Consider the following 12,902-nt stretch of genomic DNA (forward strand, 5'->3'; position numbering starts at 1 on the left):
GGGGACGTGGCCGGACGCATGACGGACGCCGTGACGTCCTCGCCGGATGCCTGGCTGGCCGGTTTGCTGGGCAAGCCGTGCTTCCACCTCTCCGGCGCGTTGGCCGGGCTCGACCCTGCCGACGTGCCCGCCGGCCCATGCTTTGTGGGGGCAAAGGCCGCGGCCGACGACGCCCCCGCCCTGCTGCGCCTGCAGCAGTTGGGCTTCCGCGTGGTGGACGTCAACCTGCAGTTGGTCCGCCCCGCCGAGCCCCTCGTCATGGCTGCGGGCACGGCCGGCGGCGTGCGCTTCGCCAGCCCCGGCGACGAGCCCGGCGTGCGCGCCCTGGCCCGCGCGGCCTTTGAGCACAACCGCTTCCACCGCGACCCCGAGGTGGGACCGGAACTGGCCGGACGCATCAAGGAAGAGTGGGCCGCGAACTTCTTTGCCGGCAGGCGCGGCGACTGGATGATCGTGGCCGAGGCCACGGCGCAGGCCGCGCCCGGAACCGGCGCGGTCGCGGGCTTTTTGCAGCTCCTGTCCGGTCCTGGCGGCGCCCTTGTCATCGACCTCGTCGCAGTGGACGCGGCCTGGCGCGGGCGCGGCCTGGCGCGGGCCATGATAGCCCAAGCGCTGGGCGCCTGCCGCACGCAGCCGCCGCCCATGCGGGTGGGGACGCAGCTGGGCAACGCGGCTTCCCTCAGGCTGTACGCCGGGCTGGGCTTCCGGCACGAGTCCGCCTCCTATGTTTTGCACCTGCACAAAAAAGGCGCGTAAGCCATGAAGATAGGCAACTTCGACACCGCCGAGAAAGTCTTCGTCATTGCGGAGATAGGCAACAATCATGAGGGCAGCTTCGCCCTCGCCCAAGAGCTTGTCGGCCTTGCCGCCGAGGCCGGGGCCGACGCCGTGAAGTTTCAGACCTTCGTGCCGGAGATTCTGGCCGGGGTCGATGCAGCGCGGCTGGAGCGCCTGCGCTCCTTTCTGCTCACGCGGGAGCAGTTCGCCCTGCTGGCGCGCCAGGCGAAAGACCTGGGCATCCTCTTCTTCTCCACGCCCTTTGACCTGGACAGCGCGCTGTTCCTGAACGGCCTTCAGCCGGTGTTCAAGATCGCCTCCGGCGACAACACCTTTTTCCCGCTCGTCGATGCGATAGCCGGGTTCGCCAAGCCCCTCCTCGTGTCCACGGGGCTTGCGGACGTGGCCCTCGTGCGCCGCCTGCACGACCGCATCCAGGGCATTTGGGAGCGCGCTGGCGTCACCCCCGGCCTGGCGCTGCTGCACTGCGTGGCCAGCTATCCCGTGCCGCCGGAGCAGGCCGCCCTGGGGGCCATACGCGCCCTGCGCGCCCATTTCCCCGGCGCGGAGGTGGGCTACTCCGACCACACCCTGGGCATCCAGGCCGCGTCTTTGGCCGTTGCCGCCGGGGCGCGCATCATCGAAAAGCATTTCACCATCGCCAACGACCATTCGGCGTTCCGCGACCACCAGCTTTCCGCCAATCCAGAGGCCCTGCGCCGCATGGTGGAGGAGATCCGCGCCGCCGAAACCATGCTGGGGCCGGAGTGCAAGGTCCCCCAGGCCTGCGAGGCCGCGTGCGAGGACGCCATGCGCCGGTCCATAGCCGCCGCGCGCGACCTGAAGGCCGGAACCGTGCTGACCCTGTGCGACCTCACCTGGGCCCGGCCGGGCACGGGCCTGGCTCCGGGACGTGAGGCGCTGCTCGTGGGCGGGCGCCTGCGCCGGGACCGCAGCCTGGGCGCGCAGATCACGCAGGACGACATTGAGCCCGGTGGCGCGGCCTAGCGGCGCGCGTCGCAAACCGGCGCGCAGCGAGGAAGCAGCATGTGCGGCATAGCCGGATATTGGGGCGCGCAGCCGCCGGACGACGCGGCGGTCCATGGCGCCCTGGAGCTGATGCGCCGGCGCGGACCGGACCATCGCCAGTGTTTCGGCGCCGAGACCCAGCCGGGCGTTTCCGTGCGCCTGCTGCACTCGCGCCTGTCCATCATCGACCTGGACCCGCGCTCAAACCAGCCCTTCACCATCGGCGACACCACCCTGGTGTTCAACGGCGAAATCTACAACTACCTGGAGCTGCGCCAGCGCCTGCTCGCACAGGGCGTGGCCCTGCGCACGGACAGCGACACCGAGGTTCTGCTGCAGTATTACAGGCTGTATGGCGAGGCCTGCCTGGAGCATTTCGAGGGCATGTGGAGCTTCGCCATCTTCGACGCCGCGCGGCAGAGCCTATTTTTGGCGCGCGACCGCTTTGGCGAAAAGCCGCTGTATGTGATGCGCGCGGACCACGGCCTGTACTTCGGCTCCGAGGTCAAGCTGCTCGCCGCGCTGGCCGGGTCCTGGCCCCAGGTCGATACCGGGCAGCTGCGCCGCTACCTGGCCCTGGGCTACAAATGCCTGCACAAAACAGAGCGCACATTTTTCACCGGCGTTGAGCAGCTGCCCCACGCGCACTGCCTGACCCTGAGCGCCGCAAACGGCGACAACGGTTGCAACGCCAGGCCCCGGCCCTACTGGACGCCCGCGCCGCGTCAAAATCCGGCCATGAGCATGGAAGAGGCCGTGTGCGGCGTGCGCGAGCGGCTCATCCAGAGCATGCGGCTGCGCGTGCGCGCCGACGTGCCCCTGGCCCTGTGCCTGAGCGGCGGCGTGGACTCGGCCAGCCTGGCCTCCATCGCGGTGAAGCACTGCGGCTGCGAGCTGGTGACCTTCTCCATCACCGACGAGGACGAGCGCTACAACGAGGAGGCCAACATTCTGGCCACCGTGCGCGACCTGGGCTGCCGGCACCACCTGCACCCCATTTCGCGGCGCGGCTCCCTTGCGCGCCTGCGCGACCTGGTGGACTACCACGACGGCCCGCTGACCACGGCGACCTACTACTCCCACTCGCTGATCCTGGAGGCCGTGCAGCAGGGCGGCTACCGCGTCACTTTCTCCGGCGCCGCCGCCGATGAGCTGTTCACCGGCTATTACGACCATTTTCTGCTGCACCTGGCCGCCGTGCACGGCACCCCGGACCACGCCGAGGCCCTGGAGTCGTGGCGGCGGCACATTCTGGGGCTGGTGCGCAATCCGCTTCTGCGCGACCCGGAGCTCTACGTGCGCAGGCCGGACTACCGCGAGCACATGTACGACGGCCGCGCCGAACTGGCCGCATTCATGACCGAGCCCTGCGACGAACCGTTCTTCGAGGAGGCCTACACCGCCGAGCCCCTGCGCAACAGGATGCTGAACGAGCTGTTTCACGAGGCCACACCGGTGTTTCTGCACGAGGACGACCTGAACTCCATGCGCTGCTCCGTGGAGAACCGCAGCCCGTTTTTGGACACGGCCCTGTTCGAGTTCGCCAACGCCATCCCCTCACGGCACCTCATCCGCGATGGCTACGGCAAATATGTGCTGCGCAGCGCCATGAAGGGCATTTTGAACGACACGGTGCGCCTGGACCGCCAAAAGAAGGGCTTCAACACCTCGGTGGACAGCATTGTGGACCTGCGCGACCCAGCCGTGCGCGACTATCTGCTGGACCCCTCGGCCCGGATTTTCGAGCTGGTGCGGCGCGAGCCGGTGGCCGAGCTCATGGCGCGCTCGCCCCTGCCCAATCACTTGAGCAAATTTCTGTTTTCCTTCATGAATGCCAGAATCTTTCTGGAGCTGTTCGGCTAGGGCCGCATTGTGGCGGCGGCCGGCGGAAAAAAGCGGGGGGAATCGGCATGGTCATCTGGATAATCGGCATGTCCGGGGCGGGCAAATCGACCATCGGGCGCGAGCTGTACGCCTTGTGGAAGCCCCGCGCCGCGAACACCGTGCTGGTGGACGGCGACCAGGTGCGGGCCATCTTCGGCCAAGACCGCTCCCCCGTGGACTATACCGTCGAGGGGCGCCGCAAAAACGCCGAGCGCATTTATGAAATGTGCCTGTGGCTCGACCGGCAGGCCATCAACGTGGTCTGCTGCCTGCTCTCGATTTTTCCGGATGTGCAGGCCCGCGCGCGCCAGAACTACTCCAGCTATTTCGAGGTGTTCGTCGATGTTCCGCTGAACATTTTGACCCGGCGCGACGACAAGGGCATCTACGCCCCGGCCCTGGCCGGCACCGCGCGCAACGTGGTTGGCGTGGACATTCCCTTTCCGCCGCCGCCCAAGGCCGATCTCGTTTTGGACAACAGCGGCTTTGACACCCCTCCCGACCGTTTCGCCCGGGAGATAGCCCAACGGGCCAAGCTGACTGGACCAGACGGGGCAACGCCGCCCCGCGCCGGGTAGGAAGGCGGCATGGAGCTTGTGCTGGCCGCCTGTGGCGTGCTCCTGCTGCTGGAGCTGCTGCTCCGGGCCGTGGTGCGCTGGCTGCGGCGCGACTTCCAGTGGCTCATCACCGAGGCCGACGACCTCCCGGCCTTCGACGCCGAGGCCCTGGGCAAATTCTTCCGCACCAGCTTCGACCCCGTGCTGGGTTGGGCGCGCAAGCCAGGCACCCAGGGCGTGGAGAAAGGCAGGAACGGCGACATCCGTTTCCACATCGATGCGGACGGCTCGCGGGCCAAGATGTTGCCGCACGCCCCGGAGACCGTCTCCGTGTTCGGCGACTCCTACGCTTTTTGCCGCCAAGTGGCGGACGAGGAGACGTGGGAGAGCGGCCTTTCGCGCCTGGCCGGCCTGGGGGTGGGCAACTACGGCGTGGGCAACTATGGAGCCGACCAGGCGCTGCTGCGCTATGAGGGCATGGTTCTGCCGGATTCCGTGCGGGTGGCCGTGCTGGCCTTCGTGCCCGAGACCATCTGCCGCATCCAGAGCCGCTGGAAGCACTACCTGGAGTTCGGCAACACCTTCGCCTTCAAGCCCCGCTACGAACTGGACGACACGGGCGGGCTGCGGCTGGCGCCCTGCCCCGTGCGCGGACCGCAGGACGTGGCGGGGCTGTCCCGGCTGCTGCCGGACATTCAGGCCCGCGACAGGTTCTACGCCGAGAAATTCCGGGCCGTGCAGTTCCGGGGGCCGTCGTATGTGCTGCGCCTGCTGCAAAGCCGCGGCCGCAACCTGCCGCTTTTGGGACTGCTGCTGCTGCGCAAGGCGGCGCGTTTCTTGGGCCGCTGCGACCAAAAGCTGGAGGAGGCCCCCTTTGCCCTGGTGATGCGCCGGAACCTGAGCGAAGCCCACGCCCAGTACGCCGATCCGCAGGCCACGCGGCTGTTTCGGGCCGTGCTGGAGCATTTTGCCCGGCTGGCGGCCTCACGGGGGCACACGCCCCTGGTGCTTGTGCTGCCGCAGCTCATGGACCTGCGCGCCGCGGCGGGCAGCGCGGGCGTGGCGGCGTATCAGCGTTTTTTCAAAGAGGCCGGGGCCCTGCTCCCGGTGCTGGACATGACCGACGAACTCCTCCAGCACGATTTTCGCATGCTATACGTCAACGACAATTACGGCGGGCACCTGTCCGCCAAAGGCAACGCCCTGGTGGCGCAACGCGTGGCCGCATGGCTGCGCGGCAACAATGTGGTGAAGGCGGCGCAAGAATGAGAACCACCTACCGTTCGGCGACGAACAAGGACTACTGGACCGAGCGCTGGGCCAGCATCGAGGCGGACAGCGCCTCGGAAAACCCGGACGGCTATCCGCTGAAATACGCGGAGCTCACCGCCGGGGCGGAGCCGGGCCGCATTCTGGAGGCCGGATGCGGCGCGGGCCGCGTGCTGCGCTATTATCACGAGCGCGGCCGCGACATCGTGGGCATGGACTTCATCCAGGTGGCCGTGGACAAGCTGAAAAAGGCCGACCCGACCCTGAACGTTGTGGTGGGCGACATCACCGCCCTCCAATTCGCGGACGCCTCCTTCCGCCATGTGCTGGCCTTTGGCCTGTACCACAATCTGGAGCACGGGCTGGACACGGCCATCGCCGAAACCTGCCGCGTGCTGGAGCCCGGCGGCACGGTCTGCGCCTCCTTCCGGGCGGACAACATCCAAACCCGGCTGACGGACTGGCTGGCCCGCGCGCGCGCCAAAAAACGGCACCAGGGCAGCGGCGAGCGGCACTTTCACAAAATGAACCTGACCCGCGCCGAATTCGTGGAAGCCTTCCGCCGGGGCGGGTTCCAGGTGGAGCAGGTGTTCCGCGTGGAAAACATGCCGATCTTCTACAAGTTCGCCTTTTTCCGCGCGCCAACGCACAAGGTGTTCGACGAGAACATGGCCCGCAAGGAAGGCTACCGGCTTTCCTGGCTGGGGCAACTGCTGCAGTCCACGCTCATGCGGCTGGCGCCGGACCAGTTCTGCAACATTTACGTGCTCACCGCCCGCAAGCCCGTGTAGACAGCTGTGCGGGGCGGACATATGCTAACAGGCGAGGTGCGGTCATGGCTGGCAAAGCAACGCTGAGTACCAAGGCCCGGACCCTGGAGTCCCTTGCCGGGACAGTCCGGTGCGCCCGGGTGCTGCCCCTGCGCTATTTCTCCGTCGAGCGCTGGCGCGCCGAGGCGGACGCCGTGCTGATGGAGCTCCGCCGGTGCTTCACGGACGGGGAGCGGCTCATTGTGCGCTCCAGCAGCGCGCGGGAGGACTGCGCGCGCCAGTCCCTTGCAGGCCGTTTCGTCTCTTGCGACGGCGTGGTCTGCGGCCCGGAGCTGCGCGCCGCCATCGAGACCGTCATCGCCTCCTACGCGGACATCCGGCCCGGAGAGCAGGCCGCAGCCAACGGCCCCGACGAAGTGCTGGTGCAGACCTCGCTTCGCGGCGTGCTGCGGGCGGGCGTGGCCTTCACCGCGGACGCGGCCTCCGGCGCTCCCTATCACATCATCCAGTGGACCGAGGGCGCGGACACCTGCGCCGTCACCTCCGGCGGGGCCTCGCGCCGCTACACCCGGCACAAGGCCGCCCCCACCCCCGCCCCGGCGGAGCTGGCCGGAGTGGTGGCCCTGCTCCTTGAGCTGGAAGGCCTGTTCCCCGGCGTTCCCCTGGACGTGGAATTCGCTGTCGCCCGCCAGGAGGGCGGCGCCGAGGAAGTCATCCTGCTTCAGGCGCGGCCCCTTGTCATGCGCGGGCCGGTGCTGGAGGCCCAGGCGCACGCCCCGGTCATCGCCGGCATTGCCGCCAAGACGGCCGAGGGCTTCACCCCGCATCCCTTTCTCTTCGGCAAGCGCACCATCTTCGGCGTCATGCCGGACTGGAACCCGGCGGAGATCATCGGCATCCGCCCGCGCCCCCTGGCCTTTTCCTTGTACCGGGAGCTCATCACCAACTCCACCTGGGCCTACCAGCGCGACAAGTACGGCTACAAGAACGTGCGCAGCCACCCGCTGTTGAAGGACCTCTGCGGCCTGCCCTACGTGGACGTGCGCGTGAGCTTCAACTCGTTCATCCCGGCGGACATAGAGGACGGCCTGGCCGACCGGTTGGCCGACTACTACCTGGACCGCCTGCTGCAAAATCCGCATCTGCACGACAAGATCGAATTCGAAATCGTGCTGACCTGCTATTCCTTCGACATGGACGCCAAGCTGCGCGACCTGCGCGGGGCAGGCTTCTCGGCCGAGGACTGCCGCATCCTGAAGGACAGCCTGCGCAGGCTCACCACGCGCATCATCAACGCCAAAAGCGGGCTGTGGCGCAGCGACGCCGAGCGCATCGGCGTGCTCGCCGCGCGCCGCCGCCAGCTGTACGAAAGCGCCACGGATCCGGTCTCGCGCATCTACTGGCTGCTGGAGGACTGCAAGCGCCACGGCACCCTGCCCTTTGCCGGGCTTGCCCGTGCCGGGTTCATCGCGGTCATCCTGCTGCGCTCCCTGGTGGCCGAGGGCGTGCTGACCCCGGCCGAGCGCGACTGCTTCCTGAACAACCTGGACACGGTTTCAAGCCAGCTCCCCCGCGACTACGCCAACCTGGAGCGGTCCACCTTTCTGGCCAAGTACGGACATTTGCGCCCCGGCACCTACGACATCCTGTCGCAGCGCTACGATGAAGCCCCGGACACGTACTTCGACTGGAACGCCCGCGCGGCCGCCAGCCACAAGAAGGAGCCCTTCCGCCTTTCGCTGCGGCAAATGCGGGAGATCGCCGAACTGCTGAAAAATCACGGGCTGGAGCACGATGTCATCGGCTTCTTCGACTTTCTCCAGGCGGGCATTGAACTGCGCGAGTCCTCCAAGTTCGAGTTCACGCGCAACTTGAGCGACGCCCTGTCCTTCACCTGCGATCTGGGCGAGCGCCGGGGCTTCAGCCGCGACGACCTCTCCTACCTCAGCAGCGACGTGTTCTACGACCTGTACCGCTCCTCGGCGGACATCACCGCCGTGTTCGAGCGGTCCATCGCCGCCGGACGCGAGCAGCACGGCACAGCCTGCGGCATTCTGCTGCCGCCGCTCATCACCTGCGAGGCCGATGTCTGGGGCTTTGAACTGCCCGAGGCCGAGCCGAACTTCGTGACCCTTGGCCGCGTGCGGGCAGAGGTGGGCGACCTGGCCGCCCCCGGCTCCCTGGAGGGACGCATCGCCTGCGTGCCCAGCGCCGACCCCGGCTACGACTGGCTTTTCTCCCGCGGCATCGCCGGGCTCATCACCGCCTACGGCGGGGCGAACAGCCACATGGCCATCCGCGCCAACGAGCTGGGCATTCCCGCCGTGGTGGGCGCCGGCGAGGCGCGCTACCAGCAATGGTCCGGCGCGCGGATGCTGGACGTGGACTGCGCCAACTGCAAGGTGGAGGTGCTGGCGTGAGGCCGGTGCTTGTCTCCCAGCGGGTGGACGCCCACCCGGACCGCGGGGAGCGGCGCGACGCCCTGGACCAGCGGCTGTGCGGATTTCTGGCCGCCTGCGGCCTTTTGGCCGTGCCGGTGCCCAACATCGCCGAGAACGCGGCGGCGCTGTGGGACGCGGTGCGGCCCTGCGGGGTGCTGCTCTCCGGCGGCAACGATCTTTTGGCCCTTGGCGGCGACACCCCGGAACGCGAGCGCACCGAAACCGCCCTGGCCGAGCTGGCCGGGCGCCACGACGCGCCAGTGTTCGGCATTTGCCGCGGGCTGCAGTTTCTGGCCTGGCTCGACGGGGCGGTGCTGAACGCCGTGCCCGGCCATGTGGCCAGCCGCCACCGCGTTGCGGGCGGCAAGGCCCAGCCCGGGCGCGAGGTGAACAGCTTCCATCAGTGGGGCGTCATCACCCTGGGCAAACAATGGGAGCCCCTGGCCCTTGCGCCGGACGGCAGCGTGGAGCAGGCCCGGCGGCAGGACGGCCTGCGCGCGGGAATCATGTGGCACCCGGAGCGGGAGCCGGCCTTCGCGCCGGAGGACATCGCCCTGGTCCGGTCGTTTTTTTGAGAATGCGCCCGTGCGAGCGCAGCAGGAAGCAGGCGTGAAGGAAAAGGACAGGACCATGACGAAGGGAATCATTTTGGCCGCAGGGCGCGGCAGCCGCATGCTCGCGTTGACGGACGACCGGCCCAAGTGCCTTGTTCAATATCAGGGCCGCGCCCTGCTGGACTGGCAGCTCGCCGCCCTGCGCGACGCCGGGGTTGACGACATCGCCATCGTGACCGGCTACCGGCGCGAAATGCTGGCCGCGCGCGGCCTGCGCGAGTTCCACAACGAGCGTTGGGAGCAGACGAACATGGTGGCCTCCCTGGCCTGCGCGGAAGAATGGCTGGAGGCCGGGCCCTGCCTGGTGACCTACTCGGACATCGTGTACGGCAGCGCGGCCGTGGCCGCCCTGCTGCGCAGCGGAGAAGAGCTCGCCGTGGCCTACGACCTGGACTGGCGCCGGCAATGGGAGGCGCGCTTCGGCGACCCGCTGGAGGACGCCGAAACCTTCCGCATCGATGCCGACGCGCGCATTCTGGATATAGGTAAAAAGCCGAAGAGCGTGCAGGAAATCCAGGGCCAGTACATGGGTCTGGTGCTGTTCCGCCCCGGCGGCTGGGCCGCGCTGCAGCGTGTGCGCGCCGGCCTGGAGCCGGGTCGGCGCGACAAGCTGGACATGACCGGGGCCTTGCAGCTGCTCATAGAGTCCGGGTTCCCGGTGCATGGCGTTCCCGCGCCCTCGCGCTGGGCGGAGTTCGACAGCGAGAGCGACCTGGCCAGCGTGGGCGACCTGGGGCTGTAAGCCCGCGCGCGGCACAACAATACCGGAGGTCGTGTGATCGCCATAATCGACAGCGGCATCGCCAACATCGCATCCGTTCTTGGCGCGTGCCAGCGGGTTGGAGCCGAAGCCGAGGTCACCAGCGACCCCGATCGGGTTGCCGGGGCGCGCGCCCTCATTTTGCCGGGCGTAGGGGCCTTTGCCGACGGCATGGAAAGCCTGCGCCGCCACGGACTGGTTCAGCCCATCCAGGCTGCCGCCAAAGCGGGAACGCCCATCCTGGGCATCTGCCTGGGCATGCAGCTCCTGGCGGACGTTAGCGAGGAATTCGGAACCCATCCGGGCCTGGGGCTGGTGCCCGGGCGCGTGTGCCTGCTGCGGCCGGCGCTGCGGGTGGAGCGCGTGCCGAACATCGGCTGGTGCGACGTTCTGCCGGGCGCGCAATCCCGCCTGTTCGCCGGGGTGGAGCGCGGCACGCCGTTCTACTTTGTGCACAGCTATCATTTCGTCTGCGCCGAGGCCGCCGACTGCGCCGGGACCATTCGCTTCGGCGGCGGCCCGGTATGCGCGGCGGTGGAGCGCGGCAATGTCTGGGGGGCGCAATTCCACCCGGAAAAAAGCCAGGACGCGGGGCTGGAAGTGCTTGGCAATTTTGTGCGCCACGCCCAAGCGCCAGCGGCGGGAGGCAAGTAGGATGACCACGCCAGACGCCAGCGGCAACGCCGCAACGATGCGGGACACGGAGGCGGGCACGCTGGTGGCCGGGGCGCGCCCGCGGCTCATCCCGGTGCTGCTGCTCAAAAACGGGCTCATCGTCCGCAGCCAGCTTTTCACCGTGCATCAGGTCATCGGCAACCCCATGAGCACGGTGCAGCGGCTTTCCAGCTGGAACGTCGACGAGCTCGTCGTGCTGGACATAAGCCGCGAGGACACCGGCCACGACCTGCGCCGCGACGACCTGCAGCAGCAATACGCCGGAGAAACCACGCTGGACGTGCTGCGCGAAATCGCAAAAGTCTGCTTCATGCCCCTGACCTTCGGCGGCCGCATCCGCACCCTGGCGGACATCGAGGCGCGCCTGGCCAACGGCGCGGACAAGATCACCCTGAACACGGCCGCCCTGGCTGACCGGGGCCTGGGGGACAAAAGCCTGGTGACGCAAGCGGCGCAACGCTTCGGTTCGCAGTGCATCGTCGTCTCCATTGACGCGCGCAAGGCAAACGGCGGCGGCTGGGAGGTCTTCAGCCACGGGGGCCGGACCGCGACGGGCCTTGACCCCGCGGACTGGGCGCAGGAGGCCGAGAGCCTGGGCGCGGGCGAAATCCTGCTCAACTCCATCGACCGCGACGGCTCCGGGCTGGGCTACGATCTGGAGCTGATCCGCCACGTGGCGGGGCGCATCGGCGTGCCGGTGGTGGCCTGCGGCGGCGTGGGCGAGTACGGGCATTTCCCCGCCGCCATAACCGAGGCCGGGGCGGCTGCCGCGGCTGCGGCCAACATCTTCCACTTTTTCGAGCTGAGCTACCCCCTGGCCAAGCGGACCTGCCTGGAGGCGGGTGTGCCCATGCGGCCCGTGGGCGTGGGGTCCCGCTTCTTCCGCCGCGAGCCGGACTACGACCGCGGCCGCGAGGACGCGCGCATCGAAAAGCGCCTGCGCCAAGCCAGGGAGGGCGACTACCCCGCCGCCGCCCAGCGCAGGCCGGGCAAGTCCGTGCGCTGGTGCACGCGCTGCGTGTATCCCTCGCTTTCCGCAACGCCCATGGACTACGACGCCGAGGGCGTGTGCACCGGCTGCCAAATGGCCGTGATGAAGGCGTCCATTCCCGCTGCAGAGTGGACCCGCCGCCGCGAGCTGCTGCGCGAAATCGTGGAGCGCGGGCGCTGCCGCGACGGCAGCCGGCACGACGTGGTCATCGCGGTTTCCGGCGGCAAGGACTCGTATTTCCAGGTGCATGTGCTGAAAGAGGAATTCGGGCTCAATCCGCTGCTGGTGACCTACGATGGCAACAACTACACGGACGTGGGCTGGCGCAACCTGCTGCGCATGCGCGAGGTCTTCAACGTCGACCACATCATCGTCCGTCCGGCCGTGGGCACGCTGAAAAAGCTGAACCGCCTGGCCTTCACCATCATGGGCGACATGAACTGGCACGGGCATGCGGGCATCATGACCGTGCCGATGATGGAGGCGGTGCGCCGGCGCATCCCGTTGGTGTTCTATGGCGAGCACGGCTACGTGGATCTCTGCGGCCAGTTCTCCATGAACGACTTTCCCGAGGTGAGCTACCGCTACCGCCTGGAGCACTTCAACCGGGGCTTCGAGTGGAGCTATTTTGTGGGACGCGAAGGGCTGACCGAGCAGGAGCTGACGCCCTGGCGCTATCCCTCGGACCAGGAGATGCTGGACTTGGGGCTGCGCGGACTGTTTCTGGGCAACTACGTGTACTGGGAGGCCAACGAGCACTTCCAGCTCGTGAAGGAGCGCTACGGCTTCGAAGTGCCCACGGAACCCTTCGACCGCACCTACCGCACCATGTCCAACCTGGACGACATGCACGAGAACGGCGCCCACGACTACCTGAAGTATGTGAAGTTCGGCTATGGCCGCGCCACGGACCACGCCTGCAAAGACATCCGCGCCGGGCTGCTGACGCGCGAAAAAGCCGTGGAGCTGGTGAACCGCTATGATCCGGTGAAGCCCAGAGATCTCAAGCGCTGGCTGGAGTATGTGGGCATGGGCGAAGAGGAGTTCGACCGCATCGCCGACACCTTCCGCGACCCCCGCGTGTGGCGCATGGAAGACGGCCGCTGGGTGCGCGACACGCTGTAGCCAGAGCCGG

The 12,902-nt window shown here is 68.1% G+C and carries 11 protein-coding genes; all 11 read left to right on the forward strand.

The window, feature by feature from the left end; genetic code table 11:
* The first annotated feature begins 6 nt into the window (after nucleotides 1-6).
* From ACYQ4W_RS11565 to ACYQ4W_RS11615, 11 genes are read left to right on the forward strand one after another with little or no spacing between them, the layout of a single operon-like run.
* Entirely contained in the window at nucleotides 7-756 is a 750-nt protein-coding gene (locus ACYQ4W_RS11565) for a GNAT family N-acetyltransferase (RefSeq protein ID WP_459856703.1), read from the forward strand.
* A 3-nt stretch (nucleotides 757-759) separates the two neighbouring features.
* Nucleotides 760-1,785, forward strand: a complete 1,026-nt coding sequence (locus tag ACYQ4W_RS11570) for an N-acetylneuraminate synthase family protein (RefSeq protein ID WP_459856706.1) — start codon at nucleotides 760-762, stop codon at nucleotides 1,783-1,785.
* A gap of 39 nt (nucleotides 1,786-1,824) precedes the next feature.
* Nucleotides 1,825-3,669: an asparagine synthase (glutamine-hydrolyzing) gene (gene asnB, locus ACYQ4W_RS11575; RefSeq protein ID WP_459856709.1), complete on the forward strand. Its 1,845-nt coding sequence runs from the start codon at nucleotides 1,825-1,827 to the stop codon at nucleotides 3,667-3,669.
* 47 nt (nucleotides 3,670-3,716) lie between these two features.
* Nucleotides 3,717-4,268: an adenylyl-sulfate kinase gene (locus tag ACYQ4W_RS11580; protein ID WP_459856711.1), complete on the forward strand. Its 552-nt coding sequence runs from the start codon at nucleotides 3,717-3,719 to the stop codon at nucleotides 4,266-4,268.
* A gap of 9 nt (nucleotides 4,269-4,277) precedes the next feature.
* Nucleotides 4,278-5,516, forward strand: coding sequence for an SGNH/GDSL hydrolase family protein (locus ACYQ4W_RS11585; protein WP_459856713.1), 1,239 nt, complete (start codon nucleotides 4,278-4,280; stop codon nucleotides 5,514-5,516).
* Nucleotides 5,513-6,307, forward strand: coding sequence for a class I SAM-dependent methyltransferase (locus ACYQ4W_RS11590; protein WP_459856715.1), 795 nt, complete (start codon nucleotides 5,513-5,515; stop codon nucleotides 6,305-6,307). Before ACYQ4W_RS11585 ends, ACYQ4W_RS11590 begins: the two co-directional genes overlap by 4 nt.
* 44 nt (nucleotides 6,308-6,351) lie before the next feature.
* Nucleotides 6,352-8,706: a PEP-utilizing enzyme gene (locus ACYQ4W_RS11595; protein WP_459856717.1), complete on the forward strand. Its 2,355-nt coding sequence runs from the start codon at nucleotides 6,352-6,354 to the stop codon at nucleotides 8,704-8,706.
* Nucleotides 8,703-9,302, forward strand: coding sequence for a gamma-glutamyl-gamma-aminobutyrate hydrolase family protein (locus tag ACYQ4W_RS11600; RefSeq protein ID WP_459856719.1), 600 nt, complete (start codon nucleotides 8,703-8,705; stop codon nucleotides 9,300-9,302). The genes ACYQ4W_RS11595 and ACYQ4W_RS11600 overlap by 4 nt, the downstream gene beginning before the upstream one ends.
* Before the next feature lie 55 nt (nucleotides 9,303-9,357).
* Nucleotides 9,358-10,083 carry a phosphocholine cytidylyltransferase family protein gene (locus ACYQ4W_RS11605; protein ID WP_459856721.1) on the forward strand — a complete coding sequence of 242 codons (726 nt, stop codon included), beginning with the start codon at nucleotides 9,358-9,360 and terminating at the stop codon, nucleotides 10,081-10,083.
* Nucleotides 10,084-10,116: 33 nt separating this feature from the next.
* A complete protein-coding gene (gene hisH, locus ACYQ4W_RS11610) occupies nucleotides 10,117-10,755 on the forward strand; it encodes an imidazole glycerol phosphate synthase subunit HisH (RefSeq protein WP_459856723.1) in 639 nt (212 codons plus the stop codon).
* A gap of 1 nt (nucleotide 10,756) precedes the next feature.
* Nucleotides 10,757-12,892 carry an N-acetyl sugar amidotransferase gene (locus tag ACYQ4W_RS11615; RefSeq protein WP_459856725.1) on the forward strand — a complete coding sequence of 712 codons (2,136 nt, stop codon included), beginning with the start codon at nucleotides 10,757-10,759 and terminating at the stop codon, nucleotides 12,890-12,892.
* Nucleotides 12,893-12,902 lie beyond the last annotated feature (10 nt).

The organism is Humidesulfovibrio idahonensis (assembly GCF_054657715.1).